A 21,379-nucleotide genomic window follows, 5' to 3' on the forward strand; every position below is an offset into this window, starting at 1 on the left:
TCCGGTGACCACCGCGAGTCAACGACGCGCGAACACCGCGCCGCCGGCCGCCGCCGCCGAGGGCCTCGCCGCCCGACTGGAACGCAACGCCCGCGACTTCCCGCACAAGCCGGCCGTCATCCACCCCGACGGTGGCCGCGAACCCGACGGCCGCCCCCGCTACCGCACCCTGAACTACGGCGAGTTACAGCACGAGGTCGAGCGACTCGCCCACGGACTGGCCCACGCGGGGATCGGCCGGGGCACCAAGGCGGTGCTGATGGCCCCGCCCGGACCCGAGCTGTTCGCCCTCGTCTTCGCCCTCTTCCGGATCGGCGCCGTCCCCGTCGTCGTCGACCCCGGCATGGGGCCGCGCCGCATGCTCCACTGCTACCGGGCCGTGGGAGCCGAGGCCTTCATCGGCCCGCCGCTCGCCCACCTGGTGCGCGTTCTGGGCCGTCGTACCTTCGAGGCCGTGCGGATCCCGGTCACGCTCGGCCGCCACCGCCTGTGGGGCGGCCACTCCCTGGCGCGCCTGCGGTCCGCCCCCGGCCCGCGCACCACACCCCCCGCCGTCGGCGGGGACGACCTGCTGATGATCGGCTTCACCACGGGAAGCACCGGCCCCGCCAAGGGAGTCGAGTACACCCACCGGATGGCCCTCTCGATCGCCCGCCGGATCGAGGACACGCACGGACGCACCCGGGACGACGTCTCCCTGGTCACCCTGCCCTTCTACGGCATGCTCGACCTGGTCTACGGTTCCACGACCGTCCTCGCCCCGCTGGCGCCGGCGAAGGTCGCGCACGCCGATCCCGGCCTCCTCGTCGACGCGCTGGAACGATTCGCCGTCAGCACGATGTTCGCCTCGCCGGCCCTGTTGCGCCGCCTCGCGGACCACCTCACGACCCGCCCCCACCCGCTGCCCGACCTGCGCTGCGTGGTGTCCGGCGGAGCGCCCGTACCGGCCTCGGTCGTCGCCGCGCTGCGGGACGTCCTGGACGAGAAGGCCCGCATCCACGTGACGTACGGGGCCACCGAGGTCCTCCCGATCACCTCGATCGAGTCCGAGGAGATCCTGGCCGAGACCGCCGACCGGGCCGCGCTGGGCGCCGGAACCTGCGTCGGCCGGCCCGTACCCGGCACCCTCCTGCGGATCGCCCCCGTCACCGACGGCCCCATGGCGGCCCTCGCCCCGGCGGGCACGGTCCCGGAGGCGAACCCACAGGCGGGCCGGGTCGGGGAGATCCTCGTGGCCGGGGAGTCCGTCAGCCCCCGCTATCACGCCGCACCGGAGGCAGACGCCCTCCACAAGGTGCCCGAGAAGGCGCCCGAGGACCGGACCCGCGCGGGCCTCGACCGGCCGGGCGGGACCGGATCCGCGCCCCGCGTCTGGCACCGCACCGGCGACCTCGGCTACCTCGACGGCAGCGGTCGACTGTGGTTCTGCGGACGGGCGGCGCAGCGCGTGCGCACCGCCGGGCCCGACCTGTACACCGTGCTCTGCGAAGGCGTCTTCAACGCACACCAGCTGGTCCGGCGCAGCGCACTCGTCGGAGTGGGCCCGGCCGGCGCGCAGGAACCCGTCGTCTGCGTGGAGACCGAGACCCCCCTCGGCGCGGACGCCTGGCGGCAACTCGTCGTCGAACTGCGCGCATCGGCCGCCGATCACGTCCCGGTGCTCGGCTCCGCGCCGTTCCTGCGCCACGCCGGGTTCCCCGTCGACATCCGGCACAACGCCAAGATCGGCCGCGAGGAGCTCGGACGCTGGGCCGAACGCCGCCTCGCGCCCCCGGCGCCCCCGTGGTCCCGCGCCGGCGCGCCGAAGCTGATCCCCCTCGCCGGATGGGCCTACCTCCTCGGCGGTGCGGTCACGGCCGCCACCGTCGGAGCACCCGACGCACCCGTCCTGCGGTGGCTGTGGTGGATCGACGCCTTCCTGAGCGTCGGCGTGCACGCCGCGCAGATCCCCCTCGCGCTGCCCCGGGCCCGAGCGGCCGGACACGGGCGGGCGGCCTGCGTCGCACTCACCATGCTCTACGGCGCGACCTGGTGGCGGGCCCTGTGAACATCCTGATCACCGGCGCCACCGGCTTCCTCGGCGGGCACCTCGTCGACGCCTGCCTGCGCGAGGGCCACCACGTCCGCGCCCTGGTGCGCGAGGGCAGTGACACCGCACGGCTCGCTTCCCTGCCCGGTGTCGAACTCGCCCACGGCGACCTGAAGGACGAGGACTCCCTGCGCGCGGCCGCCGCGGACCGCGACACCGTGCTCCACAGCGCCGCGCGAGTCGTCGACCACGGAAGCCGCGCCCGGTTCCACGAGACGAACGTCGCCGGCACGCGGCGGCTCATGGACGCCGCGCGGGCCGCCGGCGCGGGCCGGTTCGTCTTCGTGTCCAGCCCCAGCGCGCTGATGCGGATCCGCGAGGGCGACCGGCTCGACATCGACGAGTCCACGCCCTATCCGGACCGCTTCCTCAACCTGTACTGCGAGACCAAGGCGCACGCCGAACAGGACGTACTGGCGGCCCACACCGAGCGGTTCACCACCGTCGCCCTGCGCCCGCGCGGCATCTGGGGGCCGCGCGACCACGCGGGCTTCCTCCCCCGCATGATCGGCGCGATGCACACGGGCCGCCTTCCCGACCTGTCGGGCGGCAAGCGGGTCCTGGTCTCGCTGTGCCACAGCGACAACGCCGTCGCCGCCTGCCTGAAGGCGGCGACCGCACCGAGCGAACGCGTGGGCGGCCGGGCGTACTTCGTCGCCGACCGGGAGCGGACCGACCTGTGGGCCTTCCTCACCGAGGTCGGCGCTCTCCTCGGCTGCGCACCGCCCCGGCCGCGGATCCCGCTGCCGGTCGGCCGCGCCCTCGCCGTCGCCGTCGAGACGCTGTGGCGGCTGCGGCCCGGTACCGAGGGAACCGCACCGCCGATGAGCCGCTACATGATGGCCCTGCTGACCCGCTCCACGACGTACGACACCGGCGCGGCCCGACGCGACCTCGGCCACGAGGCGCCGCGCGCGCAGGCGGAGGGCGTGCGCGAACTGGTGCGGTGGGTGGAAGGCATCGGCGGGGTGGACGCCTGGACCCGCCCCACGCGGGCGACGGGGTCCGCGTCCGCACCGCCGGGCCCCGCCGCTGCCGCCCGCAGCGCACCTGCCGGTACTGCCCGCAGCGCACCTGCCGGTTCCGCCCGCAGCGCACCCGCCGCTGCCGCCCGCACCGCACCCGTCCGTTCCGAGCGAGGAGGCACCCCGCGATGATCCGTCCCCGACCCACCGTCGCCCACCGCCACCGTCGCCCGGTCTCGCCCACCGAGCGGCTCTACCTCGCCGCCGGGCACGCCCGCGGCGCCATGGCCCTGCGCATCCTCGTCGAGGGCGACGGCGTGCCCGCCCCCGACCGCCTCCGGGCGGCGGTGGCCCGGGCCGCCGAAGCCGTCCCCGGCTCGCGGTTGGCCCGGCGGGGTCCGCTGTGGCACGCCGACGGGCCGTTACCCCGCGTCCGGTACGCGGACGCCCGCTCCGCCGCCGCCTTCGAGGTCTCGACGGCGGAGACGACCGCCCTGCTGTACGGCCCCGCGCGGCGCACGGACCCACCCGGTTGCGAGGTGCTGGTGGTGCCCGGCCGGGCCACCGCGTCCGCCGCCGACGGCGCCGCGGCGCCGGGCACCCGCACCTCACTGGTGTTCAGCGTCTCGCACGCCCTCATGGACGGGCACGGCGCCCTGATCTGGGTACGCGAGGTCTTCCGCGCGTTGCGCGGGGACCCGGCACGACCCGCCCTGGCAGCCGACACCGACCGAGGGCTGCTGCGCCGGCTCGGCGCCGGCGACCGCCGTCCCACCCTGCCGCCCGACCTGCCCTCGCCCCTCGGCCGACCGGCGGCCGGCCCGTCGCGGACCCTGTGGCTGCGCAGGACCCTGCCCGGCCATCACCCGGCCCTCACGGCCCGCCTCGCCCAGGCCGTCACCGACACGTCGGGTCGGCCCGGCCGCGTCATGGTCCCGGTCGACCTGCGCCGGCACCGGCCCGGCGTCACCGCCACCGGAAACCTGACGCTGCCGCTCTTCCTCGACCTGAACCCCGGCGACGACTGGACCGGCCCGCACCTCACCCTGCTGCGGGCCCTCGCCGACGGGCGTGAACTCGCCTCCGGCTTCGAGTCGGCCCTCGCCCCGCTGCCGCTCGCCGCGTCCGCCCTGTTGCTGCGCGCCGGCCAGGCCGCCGCCGACCACGCCGACCGCCACCTCGCCTCGGCCGTCGTGTCCCACCTGGGCCGACTGGCCTTGGAGGACTACAGCGGAGGCGACTTCACGGCCACCACGGCCTACGCCCTGCCCGTTCACGCGCCGCTGGTGCCCGTCTCACTGGTCGCGGCGGAGACCCCGGCGGGAACCGAGCTGACGATGGGGGTACGGGGCGGGCCCGATCTGGCGGCCCGCGCCGAACGCTTCCTGGACCGGACCCTGGCCCGCCTCGCACCGACGCCCGAGCCCTCCCCGCCGCCGCGCTTCCCGCCGCCCATGGGGCCGATCCCGTCCGGCCCGACCCCGCCGCGCCTGCGCCCGTCCCGCCCGACCCCGCCCACCACCGGGACCACCGTGGTCGACCTGCTCCGCGCGCAGGCGGCCCGTACGCCCCACGCGGTCGCCCTCGACGGGCCCGAGGGGGAGGTCACGTACGCGGAACTCGACCGCCGCTCCGACGCCGTCGCCCGCGAACTGGCCGGCCGCGGCGTCGTCCGTGCGGACCTCGTCGGGTTGATCGTGGACCGGACACCCGCGGGCGTCGCCGCCCTGTGGGGCATCTTGAAGGCGGGCGCCGCCTACGTGCCCCTGGACCCGGCCCACCCCGGCGAGCGGATCAAGGAAGTCCTCCAGGAGTGCGGCGCCAGGCTGTGTCTGACCCAGCGTCGGCTCGCCGACGCCCTGACGGTGTCCGTACCGTGCCCACTGATCCTGATCGAGGACGTCCTGGACGCCCCCGGTACGACGGGAGGGGCGCTTCCCCCGGCCCCCGGACCGGGGGACCTGGCGTACGTCATGCACACATCGGGCTCCTCCGGGCGCCCCAAGGGGGTGCGGATCGAGCACGGCGGCCTGACGGGGTTCGTCCGGTGGATGGCGGAAGTCTGCCGGGTCGACGAGGACACCCGTTTCGGTTTCGTCTCCTCCTACGCCTTCGACATCTCCTGTTTCGCGCTGTTCCTGCCGCCGGCGGCAGGCGCGACCACCGTGCTGGCCCCGCAGACCCCCTCCCGGGCCACGCTGCGGCGACTCGTGCACGACCACCGCGCCGACACCCTCGCGCTCACCCCCTCGCACCTCGCGCTGTTCGGTGGCCAGGGGGCCGTACGCACCCTGCTGCTCGGGGGCGAACCGCTGACGCCCGCCGCCGTGCGCGCGGCCCGGGCCGCCTTCGGCCCGGACTGCCGGGTCGTCAACGGCTACGGGCCCACCGAAGCCACCGTGGCCTGCCTCGCGCACGTCGTGGACGGCGGCGAGAGCACGGCCACCATCCCCCTCGGAACCGCCGGTCCGGACACCCGGGTCGATCTGCTGACCGAGGACGGCCGGTTGATCGGCACGGGGGAGGAGGACCACGGCCGGACCGGTGAGATCGTCGTCAGCGGTCTCCAGGTGGCTCGCGGCTACCTCGGCCCGCCCGACGGGACGTCCTCACCCTTCGGCACCCGCCCCGACGGCGTACGGGTCTACCGCACGGGCGACCTCGGGCGCCGGCTGCCGGGCGGGGCGATCGAGTTCGCGGGGCGCGCCGACGGCCGGCTCAAGATCGCCGGGCATCGGGTGGAGCCCGCCGAGATCGTCGCCGCGCTGGAGGCGCACCCCGCGGTGAGCCGCGCCGTCGTGGCCGCGCGCAGCCGCCCCGGCACGACCACGCCGGTGCTGTGCGCGTACGTGGTGCCGGCGGCGTCCGGGGACCCGGCGGCGTCCGGGGCTGGGGTGGCGTCCGAGGCTGGCATGGCCCCCGGGGACCCAGCGGCCCCCGAGGCCCCGGCGGCGTCCGGGGCTGGGATGGCCCCCGGGGGCGCGGCGGCTGCCGAGGCTCGGGTGGCCCGGGAGGTTTCGGGGGCTTCCGAGGCTCGGGGGACCCGCGAGGTTCCGGCGGTTTCCGGGACTCGGGCGACCCCCGGGGCTTCGGCGGTTTCCGGGGCTGGGGTGGCCCGCGAGGACCCGGCGCCGTCCGGGGCTCGGGTGACCCCCGGGGGTCCGGCGGTTTCCGGGGCTGGGGTGGCCGGCGAGGTTCCGGCGGTTTCCGGGGCTGGGGTGGCCGGCGAGGTTCCGGCGGTGTCCGGGGCTCGGGTGGCCCGCGAGGCTCGGGTGGCTTTCGGAGCTGGGGAGGCTTCGGTGGCTTCCGGGGCTGGGGCGGCCCGCGTGGGCCCGGCGGCTTCCGAGGCTCGGGCGACCCCCGGGGCTCCGGCGGTTTCCGAGGCTCGGATGGCCCGTGAGGTTCCAGTGGCTGTCGGGGCTCGGGCGATCCCCGCGGTTCCGGCGGTGTCCGGGGCTCGGGTGACCCCCGGGGCTCCGGCGCCGTCCGGGGCTCGGGTGGCCCCCGGGGCTCCGGCGCCGTCCGGGGCTCGGGTGGCCCCCGGGGCTCCGGCGGCTTCCGGGGCTCGGGTGACCCCCGCGGTTCCGGCGGCTTCCGAAGCGCCCGGGGCTCCGGTGGTCGCGGAGGTTCCGGGTGGCACGGGGGCTCAGGGTGGCACGGAGGTGCCGGGCGTGGACGCGCCGGACCTGGCCGCGGTGTTGCGGGCGGAGCTGGTCCGCCGGTTGCCCGCACACCTGGTCCCGGCCCGGATCACGACCGTCACCGACATCCCGCGCACGGTCGGCGGGAAGGCGGACTTCGACGCGCTGCCCGACCCCTTCGGGGCGGGCGGGCCCCAGGCGGCTCCCGTGACGGAGGGGCCGAGCACGCTCCAGGACCGGGTGGCCCGCCACTGGGCGGGGATCCTCGGGGTGGACGCGGGGATCCTCACGGCGGACTCGGAGTACCAACTCCTGGGCGGTGACTCCCTGGCCCTCGTCGAGATGCTCGACGCGGTCTCCTCGGACCTGCTCACCGAGGCCCAGGGACGCCGGTTCATGAGCCGCCTCGAATCCCTCGTCCGCGACGTCACCCTCCACCACGTGTGCGCCCACGTGGAAGCCGCCCGGAAAGAGGTTCCCGCATGATCTTCATCGGTGACGGCGCCCTGCTGAGGCGGGCCGTCGCCCACGCGTCCGCGCGGGGGCACGCCGTCGACCTGGTCTGCTCCGAGGACCCGCGGGACGCCGCCGGCGCCCCGCACCTCGCCGCCGCCGACGTCAACACGCGGGCTGCGGACCTCGCCGGCGCCTCGACGGACGGCATCGTCTGGTCCCTGAACAACCGTCGGATCCTGCGCGCGCCGGTCCTCTCCCTGGGCCTGCGCATCCTCAACATCCACAACGGCCTCCTCCCGCGTCACAGGGGTCTGCCCGCGGTGGCGATCCTGTTCGCCTTGCTGCACGGCGACACCGAGTACGGCGCCACGCTGCACGAGGTCGACGCGGGCATAGACACGGGGCGGGTCCTGGCGGACCGGTGTTTCCCGCTCGGTCCCGAGGACCGCCACCACCAGGTCATGCTGCGGGGGATCCGGGCCTGCCAGGCCCTCTTCGAGGAGGTGCTCGCGGCCGTCGCCGACGGATCGGGTCCGCCCGCCGAGCCCGTGCGACCGTACGGACCGGAGGGCTACCACGGCCTGCGCGCCCTGGAGCGCCTGTCGGAGCACCGGGACCATCCGGCGTTCGCCCGGGCCGCGGACCTGGGGCCGTTCGCCGTGCACGCACCGGAGGTGGCCCGCGCCGTGGCCGCCGTACGGGGCGACGCCCGGGGGCCGGCGGCCCCGCCGGTGTAGAGGTACGCACCGTACGATCCACCACCCCCAAGGAGGGTCGTACGGTGCGCGAACGCGGGGGCACGTGGGTGAAAGCGGGCCGCCGGTGCGGGGCGGCGCGGTGCCGGGCGGTGCCGGGCGGGCGGTGCGGTGCCGGGCGGGCGCGGGGGCGGCGGCCGAGCCGGGCTCCGCGGGTCAGTCGTTGAGGCTCTCGGCGAGTTGTCCACCGAGTTCGTTGGCGGTCTGGCCCAGATCACCGCTGGTCAGAAGCGGTTCCAGGGCGGTGGGCGGAGTCAGCGGCGCGGGTGGGGCGTCGGCGTGGGCGGCGCCCAGGCCAAGGCCGAGCGCGGCGAGGGACAGGGCGGCGGTGGTGGCCATGCGGCCTGCGAAGGTCATACCGGGCCAAACGAGGGCCGGTCCGCCGAGACACGTTCCGCACCCCCGCCGCGTCGCCCACCCCGGGGGAAGCGGGCGCCGCCGGCGCGGCCCGACCCGCCGCTGAGCCCGACCCCGCCGACCCGCCGCCCCACCGACCCCGCCGACCCGCCCCGCAGGCGGAATGCGGACAAGGTTCCCCCTCCCCGTCGGGAGCGGCGGGTCGACGGCGGCCTCTCGCGTGCCCGTGACGGCGGTCGGCCGTCGGGGCCGGGGGCAAGGGGCCGGTGCACGGGGGAGTGGGTCGGCGCCCCCGGGTCCGCTCGGGCGTTGTCGTGTTCGGGTCGACCCGGGCACGGGTGACGGCCGAGGGGTGACGGCCCGAGGCCATGAGGCCGGGTGCCGGGGGACAAGGGTGGAGCGGTCCGGGGAAATACGGATACAACACCTCAAAGGTGATGGGGAACCCGTGGCTGAATCCGATATCCGGTGCCCATTGCGGTGTCTATCGGACTGATACCGTCCGCGAGTTGATCTTGCCAGTCGCCCCGTCAGGACGCGTCGGGACCTGTCGGGACCCGTCGGGGTCCGGCGCGGTGACGGCCACCCCTCTCGCAAGGAACCCACATTGCCCCGCCCCACGCCTTCGCGACCCACCCGCCTCGCCCCCCGGGCCGTCGTCGCGGCCGCGCTCCTCGCGCTCCTGCCCGCCGCGCCGGCCGTGGCCGCCACCACACCGCACCTCGACGGGATCGAACAGGAACTCCGTCGGGTCTCACCCGGCCTGGAAGGGCGCGTGTGGGAGCGCACCGACGGCAACGTCCTCGACGCCTCGACGCCCGGCGGGAGTGACTGGCTGCTCCAGACCCCCGGCTGCTGGGGCGACGCCGGCTGCGCGCGGCGGCCCGGTACGGAACGTCTGCTCGCGAAGATGACCGAGAACGTCTCCCAGGCGAAGCGGACCGTCGACATATCGACCTTGGCGCCGTTCCCCAACGGAGCCTTCCAGGACGCCCTCGTCTCCGGGCTGAAGGCGTCGGCCGCGCGGGGCAACAAGCTCAAGGTGCGCGTCCTCGTCGGCGCCGCCCCGATCTACCACCTCAACGTGGTGCCGTCGAAGTACCGGGACGAACTCGTCGCCCGACTCGGCGAGGACGCGCGCAACGTCGACCTGAACGTCGCTTCCATGACGACGTCCAAGACCGCGTTCTCCTGGAACCACTCCAAGATCCTCATGGTCGACGGCCAGTCGGTGGTCACGGGCGGGATCAACAGTTGGAAGGACGACTACCTGGAGACGACGCACCCGGTGGCCGACGTCGATCTCGCCCTGAAGGGCCCGGCGGCCGCCTCCGCGGGCCGCTACCTGGACGAGCTCTGGTCCTGGACCTGTCAGAACAAGGGCAACATCTCCAGCGTCTGGTTCGCCTCCTCCAACGGCGCCGCCTGCACGCCGTCGCTGCCGAAGCCCGACGCGGCGCCCGTACCCCGGGGCGACGTGCCGGCCCTCGCGGTCGGCGGGCTCGGCGTCGGCATCATGCGCAACGACCCCACCTCGACGTTCCGGCCCCAGCTGCCCACCGCCCCCGACACCAAGTGCGTCGTCGGACTCCACGACAACACCAACGCCGACCGCGACTACGACACGGTCAACCCCGAGGAGAGCGCGCTGCGGGCGCTGATCTCCGGCGCGAACCGGCACATCGAGATCTCCCAGCAGGACCTCAACGCCACCTGCCCGCCGCTGCCCCGCTACGACATCCGCGTCTACGACGCGCTCGCCGCCAAACTGGCCGCCGGGGCCAAGGTGCGCATCGTGGTCAGCGACCCCGCGAACCGGGGCGCCGTGGGCAGCGGCGGCTACTCGCAGATCAAGTCCCTCTCCGAGATCAGCGACACCCTCCGGGACCGGCTCGCGCTGGTCACCGGGGACCGGGCCGCCGCTCGTACGGCGATGTGCTCCAACCTCCAACTCGCCACGTTCCGTGCCGCCCCGGGCGCGAACTGGGCCGATGGTCGTCCGTACGCCCAGCACCACAAGCTGATCTCCGTGGACGACGCCGCCTTCTACATCGGCTCGAAGAACCTCTACCCGGCGTGGCTCCAGGACTTCGGGTACGTCATCGAGAGCCCCGCGGCCGCCCGGCAGCTCACGGACCAGCTCCTGAGCCCGCAGTGGCAGTACTCGCGGCAGACCGCCACCGTCGACCACGAGCGGGGCGTCTGCCCCTCCTGACCCGGTTCCCCGCGTCTTCTGCCCTCCTGACCCGGTTCTCCGTCTCTCTCTGCCCGTCCTGCGGACGGCCGCCCGCGCACCGTGCGCGGGCGGCCGTCCGCTGCGTTTCCTCGGGGCCGCCACGCCCGCCTCGGTACGGGGCCGGGCAGCGTGAGAACGGGCACATTTTGCCCGATATGGCGGCTATCTCCTTCATGCTGGTCAGTGGTCTGGCGCGTTTCAGGTTTTCGGGTGGGGTGCCAGGCGCCGCTTCGACGTACCGGAACCACCGCGTACCCAGAACCACCGCCACCGGGAGAGACATGCGACGTGACAACCGCCGGACGCCCCGCAACCTGCGGATCGCCCTGACCTTGGCGGGCGGAGCCGCCGTCCTCGGTTTCGGAGGTCTCTACGCCACCGGTCTCATCCTGACGGGCGACTCCGTCGCCGACGGCACGCGCGTCCACGGTGTCGACATCGGCGGAATGAGCCGCACGGAGGCCGAGGCGGCCCTGGACCGCACGCTCGGCCCGGTCGCCACCACCCCCCTGGAGCTGCGGATCGGCGACCGGACGGAGCGGATCGCCCCGGCCTCCTTCGGCCTGTCCCTCGACGCCGCGGCCACCGTCGACCAGGCCGCGGACACCGGATCCGACCCGTTCACCGTCATCGGGCGACTCTTCGCTCCGACCCGGGAACGCGCCGTCGAGCCCGTGACCCGCGTGGACGAGGCCGAGAGCGCCGCCGCGGTCGACCGGCTCGTCGCCGGCGACCGCAAGGCCCGCGACGGCGCCATCACCTTCAGCGACGGCAAGCCGCAGGTCACCCAGCCCGTCACCGGCGTCGCACTGCGCGCCGAGGGCGTGGCGCGGGCCGTGCGCGCCGCCTACCTGGGCCCGCAGACCGGCCCCGTCGTCCTCCCCGTCGACCGGACGGACCCGGCCATAGACCGCCGGGAGACCGATCGCGCGCTGCGTGAGTTCGCCGCGCCCGCGATGTCCGGTCCCGTCACGCTCAACCTCGCGGGCCGGCCGATATCGATATCGCCGGCCGTGCTCGGCGACCACTTGGACGTCGATGCCGACGGCCAGGGCCGCCTGAAGCCCCGACTCGACGCCAAGTCCCTGCTGGCCGACCCCGCGGTCGCCCACCAGGTGGACGCCGCCACCCCCGAGCCGCGCAACGCCACGTTCCGGGTCGACTCCGCCGACCGGGCGGTCCTCGCGTCCGACGGACGCAGCGGGACCAAGGTCACGGACAAGGCCCTCGGCGCGGCCGTCGAACCGCTGCTGACCCGCACCGGCGCCGCCGCCCGCACCGCCGAGCTCAGCGGGACGCCGATTCACCCGGCCCTGACGGCCAAGGACGCGCAGCGCCTGGGGATCAAGGAGAAGATGTCGTCCTTCACGGTCGACTTTCCCGCCGCGCCCTACCGCACCACGAACATAGGCCGGGCGGTGGACCTGATCAACGGCTCCGTCGTCATGCCCGGCGAGACCTGGAGCTTCAACAAGACGGTCGGCGAGCGCACCAAGGAGAACGGGTTCGTCGACGGGATCATGATCAATGACGGGCAGTACGTGAAATCGCCCGGCGGCGGTGTCTCGGCCGTCGCGACGACCATGTACAACGCCCTGTTCTTCGCCGGCGTCAAGCCGTTGGAGCACGGCGCCCACTCCTTCTACATCGAGCGCTACCCCGAGGGCCGCGAGGCCACCGTCGCCTGGGGCACGCTCGACCTGCGCTGGAAGAACGACTCCGGCCACGCGATCTACATCCAGGCCCGGTCCACCGACACCTCGCTGACCATCAGCTTCCTCGGCACGAAGAAGTACGACGAGATACGCGCCACCCAGGGCCCGCGCACCGCGATCACGCCCCCGGGCAAGCGCACCGGATCCGGCCCCACCTGTGAGGTGCAGACCCCGCTGGAGGGCTTCGACGTGGCCGTCGACCGCGTCTTCGTGCAGGGCGGTCAGGAGGCCAAGCGGGAGACGTACACGACGCACTACACCCCGCGCGACGAGGTCACCTGCACCCCCCAGACCCCCGCCCCCTCGGGTGCCCCGACCGCGCCGACCACCCCGACGGGCTCGTCCGCTCCGGCGGCACCGGCCGCCGCGGAGGCGACCGCGTCCCCCGTCACGGGTTCGGCGCGCCGAACCTGACGCGAACTCATCCCATCCAGACCCACCGCCTGCATCGAATTACTTGTGTCACATCACTCACTGCTCTCACTCGGGTGAGGGCGAGGAGGTGGGATCCATGTCCGTTCCCATCCGTGTCAGACACATGGCGGTGGCCGTGGCCTCGACCGGCGTACTCGTCGGCGGCGCGGCGCTCGGAGCCGCGGCCCCCGCGATGGCCGCGCCGGCCGCGACACAGACCGTGGGGGCTTCCGTCACCGGGGACCGCGGCGAGCAGTGCGTCTGGAAGAAGGCCCACTGGGAGAAGCGGTGGGTCAAGGGCCACTGGGAGAAGCGCTGGGTCAAGGACCACTGGAAGCACGACAACGGCAACGGGAACGGACACGGCGACGGCAACGGGAACGGACACGGCGACGGCAACGGCAAGTGGGACCGCGACCGGGACCGCGGCCAGGGCCAAGACCAGGACCACGGTGACTCCTGGCGAGGCGGCCAGGGCCACTGGAAGTGGGTGTACGTCTCCGGCCACTGGGACAAGGACTGGGTCAAGGGGCACTGGGACTGCTCGTACAAGCACCGCTGACAGCTGTTTCTCCCGCACGACGGTTGGTTGACGAGGGCCCGCGCCGCGGGCCCTCGTCGCTCTTTTCCCCCGCCCCTCCGGATGCGCCCGGCCCCCAACGGTGATGGGATCGGAAGCCGGTGCACCCGAAGGAGCACGGGACCTCTGATGGCGGACAGGACCGACAGGACCGAAAGGGCGGACAGCCCGGACGACGTGAGCGACGGCCCGGCCGACGGGCCGGACGAGCTGCTCCTGCGGGTGGCCCACGGCGACGGAGAAGCCTTCGCCCCCCTCTACGACGCGATGTGCGGGCCCGTGATGGGGCTGGTCTGCCGGGTCCTGCGGGACGAGGACCAGGCGGCCGAGGTGACCCAGGAGGTGATGATCGAGGTGTGGCGCACCGCCGGCCGGTTCCGCCCGGAACTCGGCACCGCGAAGGCCTGGGTGATGGTGCTGGCCCACCGCCGGGCCGTGGACCGCGTACGGTCCGCCCAGGCCCGGGGGGCGCGCGAGGAGAAGGCGGCCCTCCTCGACCGGATGCCCGCCTTCGACGAGGTGGCGGACGAGGTCGAGGGCAGGGAGGAGTACCGGCAGGTGCGCCGCTGCCTGGACGGCCTGAGCGCCCCCCAGCGGCAGGCGGTACGGATGGCCTTCTACGAGGGGATGACCTACCGGGAGGTGGCCCGCTCGCTGGAGTCGCCCGAGGGCACGGTCAAATCGAGGCTCCGCGACGGACTGCACCGGCTGCGCGACTGTCTGGAGGCATCCCGATGAGCATCGCGCCCGACCCCCACGCCCCTCTCGGCGCGTACCTCCTGCACGCCATGGCGCCCGACGAGGAAGCCGCCTTCGCGCGGCACCTGGCCGGCTGCGTGTCCTGCCGCCGCGAAGCCGCCGCGCTGACCCCGGTCGTCGCCGACCTGTGCGGCACGCCCCCGGTGTCGCCCCCCGCCGACCTGCGCCGCACGGTCCTCGAACGGATCGCGGGCACCCCCCAGGAGCCCGCCCTGCCGCCGGTCGTCGTGCCGCCGCCGGCCCCCGTCGCCCTCCACGCCCCGGGCGCGGCCTGGCCGCAGACCCGCCCGGGAGCCCGCCCGGGCCGTCCGGGGCGGCGCGGGCGCTGGGTCCTCGCGGCGTGTCTGGCCGCGGCGGTCGGCTTCGGCGGCATCGCCCTGTGGCAGCACCAGGAGGCCGTACAGGCACGGAGCAGCCTCATCGAGTCCACCCGCCGCACCGGCCCCGTCGCGGAACTCGCCGACGTGCTCGCGGCCCCCGACGCGAAGGTCAGCGCCGCCCGGTTCGAGGACGGGGCCACCGGCTGCGTGATCGTCTCCCGCAGCGAGAGCAGGGCCGCCTTCATCGCCTCGGGGCTGCCGAAGCTCCCCGACGACCAGGTGTACAAGCTCTGGTACGACGACGCGGGCACCACCCGCCCGGCCGGCACCCTGCGGGGCGGCGACAACTGGCACGTCAAACTCCTGGACGGGCCCGTCGACCGGGCGACCTCCGTCGGCGTCACGATCGAATCCGCCGCCGGTTCCGTGGGTCCCACCACCGAACCGGTCGGCGTCATCGACATCCCCGCCTGAGCGCGGGTGCCGCCGGCTTCCGGGAGCGTCGGCGCACACCCGATACTGATCTTCATGGACGCCACGGCCACCGCCACCACCCTGGAACGGATATCCGGACACCGCCGCCGGTTCGACGCGCACTTCGCGCGGTACTTCGACACCCTCGGCCAACGGCTCGACACCCCGCCGCTGAGCGGGTTCGCCCCCCGGTGCCTGGAACTCCTGCGGGACCTGTCCCTGCGCGGAGGCAAGCGCCTGCGCGTCGTCCTCCTCCACGAGGCGGCCCGGCTGGTCACCACCGACGAGGTGCCGGGACTGACGGAAGCCGCCCTGAGCATCGAACTGCTGCAGACCCACGGGCTCGTCCACGACGACATCATCGACGACGCGCCCCTGCGCCGCGGCGGGCCCTCCACCCACCAGGCCTACCGCGAGGAGTTCCCCGACCACGCCCCCACCGCCCTCGGCCTGGCCGTGCTCGCCGGGGACCTCGCGGCGTTCCTCTCGATGCAGGTCCTGCTGGAGGCCGACGTTCCCGCCGAACTCCGCCAGAGCCTCCTGGGCGTACAGCTGCGGACCGCGGCGGAGACGGTGGTCGGACAGATCGTGGACCTGGAGCGCGACACCCACGCCCGGCCCGACGAGGAGTTCCTGCACACCGTCACCGACTTCAAGAGCGCCCGCTACTCGCTCCTGGCGCCGCTGACCATGGGACTGCTGGCCGCGGGCGAGGATCCCGCGCCGCACCACGACCGGCTGCACCGGTACGCACGCCTGGTGGGGATCGCCGAGCAGATGCGCGACGACCACCTCGACCTGTTCGGCGATGACGCGGGGCTCGGCAAGTCGACGGGGGCCGACATCCGATCCGGCCGACGCACCTACGCGGTCGCCGCGGTACTCGCCCGCGCGACCGGGTCCGACGCGGCCCTCGTGGAATCCGCGCTCGGCGACCCGCACTGCACCGACGCCACGATCGCCCGGATCCGGGACATCGCCCGCCGCTCCGGCGCGGACCGGCGGCTGCGCGAGGAGATGCGCTCCCACGCGGAGGCCGCCGCCGCGGAGGCCGCCTCCTGGGAGGCGTACTGGCGCCCGGAAGCCGTCGCCTTCTTCCGCACCCTGCCGATGTGGAGCATGGACCGGACGGGCTGACCCGCCCAACCGGCCGCTCGCCCGCGCGCCGCCCGCCCGGAAGGTCCCTCCCGTCACCCGACCGCCCGGCCCCGCTGGCACACCGGGCCCGGGCCCGGCTTGCTGGAGCCATGAGACAGGGACCACCGGGCGCGATCCCGGCACAGAGCCTGAGCAGCCCGCGCGCCGCGGGACTGGCGGGCATCGTCTTCGCCCTGCTGCTGGCGGCGGCGATCGTGCTCGCCCGGATCGGTCTGCCCGCCGGGGCGGGCGGCGACGACGTCGCCGTCACCTCGGGCCAACGGAGCGCCGTCACCACGGCGGTGGAACTCGTACCGTTCGCCGGCATCGCCTTCCTCTGGTTCATGGGCGCCCTGCGCGCCCACACCGGCGACTCCGAGGACCGGTTCGTCGCCACCGCCTTCCTGGGCAGCGGCCTGGTCTTCGTCGCCTCGCTGTTCGGGGCCGCCGCGGCCGCCGGGACGGTACTGGAAGCCACCCAGCCCCAGGACTTCGGCCGGCACTTCGCGTACACCCTGCTCACGACCTACGCGATGCGGATGGCCGCCGTCTTCGTCTTCGCCACCTCGACCATGGGGCGCAAGCTCGGCGTCTTCCCTCGCCCGCTGACCCTGCTCGGCTACGCCGTCGGCCTGGTCCTGCTGGTGTTCGGCTCCAACCTGCCGTGGTCCGAGATGGTCTTCCCGGCCTGGGCCCTGCTCGTCAGCGCGTACATCCTGCGGGCGGGCCGCCGCCCCGCCTGACGCGTCCCGCCTCACCCCAATGGCTTTCCGGACGCGCCGTGACCGGCGCCGCCGCGCACGCTGGATCCGGTAGCCGCGGGGGTCACCGAAAGGACCGCACCTTGTTGAGGCTTGTCGTCGACCTGAACCGGTGCCAGGGGTACGCCCAGTGCGCATTCCTCGCGCCCGACGTCTTCGCGATGCACGGGGACGAAGGACTGCTCTACGACCCGGCGGCCGAGGAGGCCCAGCGCGAGCGCGTGGCCCAGGCCGTCGCCGCCTGCCCCGTGCAGGCGATCCTCGTGGACGAGATGGACATGGCCGCCGCGGGACGGACCGCCGCGAGCGGTGGGGAGGCCCCCCATGCATGACGGGTCCCTGGACCAGCTGAAGCGCGAGGGACGGATCGTCGTCGTCGGCGCGTCGCTGGCCGGTCTGCGCGCCGCCGAGACGCTCCGGGACAAGGGCTTCCAGGGAACGCTCACGATGATCGGCGACGAACCCCACGAACCGTACGACCGGCCGCCCCTGTCCAAGCAGGTCCTGCTCGGCAGGGCCACCGCCGAGCACACCGCGCTGCCCCGCCGCCGGGAGATCGACGCCGTGTGGCGACTGGGCGTGGCGGCCAGTGGGCTCGACATGGCGGCCCGGCGCGTCAAGCTGGCCGACGGCGACGAGGTGCCCTACGACCGCCTGATGATCGCCACCGGCGTCCGCGCCCGGCCCTGGCCGAACGAGGTCGAGGGCGAACTCGACGGGGTCTTCGTACTCCGCACCCGCGACGACGGGGCGGGCCTGGCCCGCCGCCTCGACGCGGGCCCCAAGCGGGTCCTGGTCATCGGCGCCGGGTTCACCGGCTCCGAGATCGCCTCGGCCTGCCGCGAACGCGGCCTGGAGGTCACCGTCGCCGAGCGCGGCGACGCCCCCCTGGTCGGCGCGCTCGGCGGGGTGATCGGCGCGGTGGCAGCCGAAATGCACCGGGAGAACGGCGTCGACCTGCGCACCGGCGTCATGGTCACCCGCCTGGAGGGCGACGCGACCGGACGGGTCCGCGCCGCCCACTTCTCGGACGGCACCACCCTGGAGTGCGACGTCGTGGTGGTCTCCCTCGGCGCCCAGCGCAACACCGATTGGCTGGCCGGCTCCGGCCTCGGAGCGGGCCCGCGCGGCATCGCCTGCGACGCCGGCTGTCGGGTCTTCGACATCCGGGGCATCGTCACCGACGACATCTACGTGGCGGGCGACGTGGCACGCTCCCCGCACCCGCTGTTCGGCTACCAGTTCCTGTCGCTGGAGCACTGGGGCAACGCCGTCGCCCAGGCCGAGACGGCCGCGCACAACATGCTCAGCGAAAGCAGCGACCGGCGCCCCCACATCTGGGTGCCGGCCTTCTGGTCCTCGCAGTTCGGAGTGAACATCAAGTCGGTCGGCGTGCCCTCCATGGGCACCGAGATCATGTTCACCCAGGGTTCGCGCGCCGAGCGCCGCTTCACCGGCGTCTACGGCTACCAGGGCCGCGTCATCGGCGCGGTCACCTTCGACAACTGCCGCTGGCTCCAGTTCTACGAGCAGCAGATCGAGGCGACCGCGCCCTTCCCGCCGCCGTTCCCCACGGTCGACCGGCGCTCCGACGGGCAGCGCCCCATCCCCGCGGACTTCCCCGACCCCTCCGTGCCCACGCACGGCCCCACCATCACCCTCAGCGGGTACTCGCCGGCCGACCGCCGGATGACCTTCACCCCCGCCGGGCACTGACCCGCACGCCCCGGAGGACCGACATGGCCGAAGGCATCCTGAAGCAGATCCTGGACTACTCGAACCGCGCGAACCCCTACCCCCTGTACGAGGAACTGCGCAAGACCCCCGTCTTCCACGACGGAACCGGGCCGTACGTCATCAGCACCTACCACGACATCCAGAGCCTGCTGCACGACCCGCGGCTCAGCTCCGACGCCCACAACCTCGCCGCGGCGGCCGGCGACCCGTTGGCCGACGGCGAGGGCGGGGGCGGGGGCGAGGAGGCGGCGCTGCCCCCGAGCTTCCTGAAGCTCGACCCCCCGGAGCACGACCGACTGCGACGGATGACCAACCGGCCCTTCGGGCCGCCGCACTCCCCGCACCGCATCGAGAACATGCGCGACGACCTCCACGGCATCGTCACCGGCCTCATCGACAACCTCGGCGACCCCGGCCGCATCGACCTGGTGGACCAGTTCGCCTATCCGTTCCCCGTCACCATGATCTGTCGGCTGCTGGGCGTGCCGCGCGAGGACGAGCCCCGCTTCCACACCTGGGCCGACACCATCGCCGCCGGCCTGGACCCCGACCCGGACGCCGACCCCGCCGAGCGGCTCCGGGTCACCCACGACGCCCGCATGGAACTGGGCATGTACCTGGCCGGGTTGATCGAGGAACGACGCAAGAACCCCCAGGACGACATGCTCTCCGAACTGGCCGCCGGACACGGCCAGGACGACACGATGAGCACGATGGAACTGCTCAGCACCTCCGCCCTGCTGCTCATCGCCGGCCACGAGACCACCGTCAACCTCATCACCAACGGCATGCTCACGCTGCTGCGCCACCCGGACGTCCTGGCGGACCTGCGCGAGAACCCGGAGCTCGCCGTGCCGCTGGTGGAGGAACTGCTGCGCTACGAGCCCCCGGTGCAACTGCTCCCGCAGCGGACCCCGCTCGTCGACATCGAGGTCCGCGGCGTCACCATTCCCAAGGGCTCGTCGATGTGGCTGATCCTGGCCTCGGGCAACCGGGACCCGAACCGCTTCGAGGACCCCGACCGCTTCGACCCGTACCGCAAGGACATCCAGCACCTGGGACTCGGCAGCGGCATCCACAGCTGCTTCGGCGCGCCGCTGGCCCGCCTGGAGGCCCAACTCGCGCTCAGTGAACTGGCCCGCCGCCTGGACAACCCCCGACTCGTCGAGGACCCGCCGCCCTACCGCCGGAACGCGGTACTGCGCGGTCCTCGCCACCTGGAGATCACCTGCGACGGGATCCGCCCCTGAGGGGCCCCGCCAACCTGTCGAACCTGTCGAACCTGTCGAACCGCCGGTGTCCGCCCTGGTCACCGGCGGTTTCGGCATGTTCGGGCGACCGCGGTCCGAGCCGGTCCGCGATTGCGGGCGGGCTCGCCCCATGCCAACGTGGATAGCCGGGGAGCTCGGGGAACGGGGGAGCGGGGCTTCATCCCGGCAAGGATCCCGAAGAGGGGAATCACAACATGAAGCGCATTCTGAGCACAGCCGTGGCCACCGCGGCCACGATCGTCCTGGCCGCCTCAGGAGCGTCCGCGGCGTTCGCGGACCCGAGTGACGACCCGAGCAGCGCCGCGGCGGAGTTGTGCACCAACCTGACCGAACTCAACTCCGACACCGCGGCTCTGCGTGCGCTCAACCCTGCGAACGCCACCAAGGACCAGATCAAGGAAGCGTACGACGACGTCCAGAAGAGCTGGTCGGAAGTGGACAAGTCCACGGCCACCTGGGACGCCGCGAAGAAGGACTCCGTGAAGAAGGCCGCCGAGGACCTGAAGAAGGCCTACGAGGGCCTGCCCGGCGACACGACCGGCAAGGACGCCGCGAGCAAGCTCGCCCCGAGCGTGATGACCCTGGACGACGCGACGAAGTCCGCCAAGAGCGGCCTCACCTGCTGACCGAGCGAGCCGAACCAGGAGAGCCAGAACCGAGGAGAGCCGCCGGGACCCCCGGCGGCTCTCGCCGGACCGGCTCCGAACCCCGTTGGAACGGCGGTGACTTGCACGTGTGCGCAGAAGCCAGGCCCCCCGACGGGCCGAGACCCGGGCCCCGCACCGCGGGCCGGTACGGCGAAGACGTCTTCCCGCCCGATCTGGACGGCGAGGGCGACCGCATCGACCTCGGAGCCCTCACCTACGACGACGTCACCCTGGCCCGCCTGCGCGACCTCGGGGTCGGACCGGGATGGAACTGCCTCGACCTGGGCGCCGGAACGGGAACGGTCGGCAGGCGACTGCTGCGGGAGAAGAACGTCGACTCCGTCCTCGCCGTCGACCGTGACGTGCGCTTCCTGACCGCCCACCCCGTCCCCGGACTCGACGTCATGGAAGCGGACATCACCGCCGCGGACTTCGACCCCGGCCGCCGGTTCCACCTGGTGCACGCCCGGTTCGTCCTCATGCACCTTCGCGAACGCCCGCGCCTGATCTCCGGTCTCGCCCAACTCCTGCTGCCAGGAGGTTGGTTGGTCATCAGCGACGCCTTCGACCCGAACGGCGTCGACCCGAGCGGCGCGGACCCGACGCCGTACACCCGGGTCATGCGGGCCATGTGGCGGGGGCTGCGGGACACCATCGGCACCGACGTCTCCCGGATCACGGACCATCCGCACCTGCTGCACGCCGCCGGACTCACCCGTGTGGGAGCGGAGATCCGGGTGCCCCCACTGTTGCCCGGGAGCCCCATCAGCCGCTTCTGGGCCGACACATGGGAGCGGGCGAGAGCGGCGATCGTGGCGACGGGGCAGGTGGACGACGCGACCGTCGACGCGGCGATCGCGTACCTCGACTCGCCCGACTGCGCGGACCTGTCGGCCGGCATGCTCACCGCCTGGGGCCGGCGCGATCCCGCGCCCGGGTGAACGCGCCCGGGTGAACGGGCCCGGGTGCACGCGCCCCGGTGCACGCTCCCGACGGCCGAACGCGCCCGGTTGTGGTGCGCCGGTGAGGGGAAGCGTCACGAGGCCCGCCGGCGCCTGCGCCGGG

17 protein-coding genes are annotated in these 21,379 nt (G+C 74.1%); 16 read left to right on the forward strand and 1 reads right to left on the reverse strand.

Features of this window, described 5'->3' with window-relative positions:
* The first annotated feature begins 4 nt into the window (after window positions 1-4).
* The 4 genes from ACIRO3_RS25220 to ACIRO3_RS25235 are packed head-to-tail and all read left to right on the forward strand — an operon-like array spanning window position 5 to window position 7,888.
* Window positions 5-2,047, forward strand: a complete 2,043-nt coding sequence (locus ACIRO3_RS25220; RefSeq protein WP_404140550.1) for a fatty acid CoA ligase family protein — start codon at window positions 5-7, stop codon at window positions 2,045-2,047.
* Entirely contained in the window at window positions 2,044-3,246 is a 1,203-nt protein-coding gene (locus tag ACIRO3_RS25225; RefSeq protein ID WP_404140553.1) for an NAD-dependent epimerase/dehydratase family protein, read from the forward strand. Before ACIRO3_RS25220 ends, ACIRO3_RS25225 begins: the two co-directional genes overlap by 4 nt.
* A complete protein-coding gene (locus ACIRO3_RS25230; RefSeq protein WP_404140555.1) occupies window positions 3,243-7,181 on the forward strand; it encodes an amino acid adenylation domain-containing protein in 3,939 nt (1,312 codons plus the stop codon). The genes ACIRO3_RS25225 and ACIRO3_RS25230 overlap by 4 nt, the downstream gene beginning before the upstream one ends.
* Window positions 7,178-7,888 carry a formyltransferase family protein gene (locus ACIRO3_RS25235; protein WP_404140558.1) on the forward strand — a complete coding sequence of 237 codons (711 nt, stop codon included), beginning with the start codon at window positions 7,178-7,180 and terminating at the stop codon, window positions 7,886-7,888. Before ACIRO3_RS25230 ends, ACIRO3_RS25235 begins: the two co-directional genes overlap by 4 nt.
* Before the next feature lie 174 nt (window positions 7,889-8,062).
* Here the strand turns inward: ACIRO3_RS25235 and ACIRO3_RS25240 are convergent, their stop codons facing one another.
* Window positions 8,063-8,245: a hypothetical protein gene (locus ACIRO3_RS25240; RefSeq protein WP_361771876.1), complete on the reverse strand. Its 183-nt coding sequence runs from the start codon at window positions 8,243-8,245 to the stop codon at window positions 8,063-8,065.
* A gap of 625 nt (window positions 8,246-8,870) precedes the next feature.
* On the opposite strand from ACIRO3_RS25240, the gene ACIRO3_RS25245 reads away from it, so the two are divergent.
* From ACIRO3_RS25245 to ACIRO3_RS25300, 12 genes are all read left to right on the forward strand, one after another.
* On the forward strand, window positions 8,871-10,478 hold the full coding sequence (locus ACIRO3_RS25245; RefSeq protein WP_404140561.1) for a phospholipase: 1,608 nt from the start codon (window positions 8,871-8,873) through the stop codon (window positions 10,476-10,478).
* A 302-nt stretch (window positions 10,479-10,780) separates the two neighbouring features.
* Window positions 10,781-12,628: a VanW family protein gene (locus tag ACIRO3_RS25250; protein ID WP_404140564.1), complete on the forward strand. Its 1,848-nt coding sequence runs from the start codon at window positions 10,781-10,783 to the stop codon at window positions 12,626-12,628.
* A gap of 97 nt (window positions 12,629-12,725) precedes the next feature.
* Window positions 12,726-13,190 carry a hypothetical protein gene (locus ACIRO3_RS25255; RefSeq protein ID WP_404140567.1) on the forward strand — a complete coding sequence of 155 codons (465 nt, stop codon included), beginning with the start codon at window positions 12,726-12,728 and terminating at the stop codon, window positions 13,188-13,190.
* 147 nt (window positions 13,191-13,337) lie between these two features.
* Window positions 13,338-13,946 (forward strand): ECF RNA polymerase sigma factor SigK, encoded by a 609-nt coding sequence (gene sigK, locus ACIRO3_RS25260; protein WP_361771872.1) that lies wholly within the window; start codon window positions 13,338-13,340, stop codon window positions 13,944-13,946.
* Complete coding sequence (locus tag ACIRO3_RS25265; RefSeq protein ID WP_404140570.1) at window positions 13,943-14,761, forward strand: anti-sigma factor domain-containing protein; 819 nt, start codon at window positions 13,943-13,945, stop codon at window positions 14,759-14,761. The genes sigK and ACIRO3_RS25265 overlap by 4 nt, the downstream gene beginning before the upstream one ends.
* Before the next feature lie 54 nt (window positions 14,762-14,815).
* Window positions 14,816-15,898 carry a polyprenyl synthetase family protein gene (locus tag ACIRO3_RS25270; protein WP_404140573.1) on the forward strand — a complete coding sequence of 361 codons (1,083 nt, stop codon included), beginning with the start codon at window positions 14,816-14,818 and terminating at the stop codon, window positions 15,896-15,898.
* Window positions 15,899-16,008: 110 nt separating this feature from the next.
* The gene (locus ACIRO3_RS25275; RefSeq protein ID WP_361771869.1) at window positions 16,009-16,641 is read left to right on the forward strand and encodes a hypothetical protein; all 633 of its coding nucleotides are present in this window, start codon (window positions 16,009-16,011) and stop codon (window positions 16,639-16,641) included.
* 104 nt (window positions 16,642-16,745) lie between these two features.
* A complete protein-coding gene (locus ACIRO3_RS25280; RefSeq protein ID WP_361771935.1) occupies window positions 16,746-16,991 on the forward strand; it encodes a ferredoxin in 246 nt (81 codons plus the stop codon).
* Complete coding sequence (locus ACIRO3_RS25285; protein WP_404140576.1) at window positions 16,984-18,375, forward strand: NAD(P)/FAD-dependent oxidoreductase; 1,392 nt, start codon at window positions 16,984-16,986, stop codon at window positions 18,373-18,375. The genes ACIRO3_RS25280 and ACIRO3_RS25285 overlap by 8 nt, the downstream gene beginning before the upstream one ends.
* 23 nt (window positions 18,376-18,398) lie before the next feature.
* Complete coding sequence (locus ACIRO3_RS25290) at window positions 18,399-19,646, forward strand: cytochrome P450 (protein ID WP_404140578.1); 1,248 nt, start codon at window positions 18,399-18,401, stop codon at window positions 19,644-19,646.
* A 215-nt stretch (window positions 19,647-19,861) separates the two neighbouring features.
* Window positions 19,862-20,293 carry a hypothetical protein gene (locus ACIRO3_RS25295; protein ID WP_361771866.1) on the forward strand — a complete coding sequence of 144 codons (432 nt, stop codon included), beginning with the start codon at window positions 19,862-19,864 and terminating at the stop codon, window positions 20,291-20,293.
* Window positions 20,294-20,400: 107 nt separating this feature from the next.
* Window positions 20,401-21,255 carry a class I SAM-dependent methyltransferase gene (locus ACIRO3_RS25300; RefSeq protein WP_404140581.1) on the forward strand — a complete coding sequence of 285 codons (855 nt, stop codon included), beginning with the start codon at window positions 20,401-20,403 and terminating at the stop codon, window positions 21,253-21,255.
* Window positions 21,256-21,379 lie beyond the last annotated feature (124 nt).

This window comes from Streptomyces sp. NPDC102278 (assembly GCF_044766345.1).
In the GTDB taxonomy this organism is placed as follows: Bacteria; Actinomycetota; Actinomycetes; order Streptomycetales; family Streptomycetaceae; genus Streptomyces.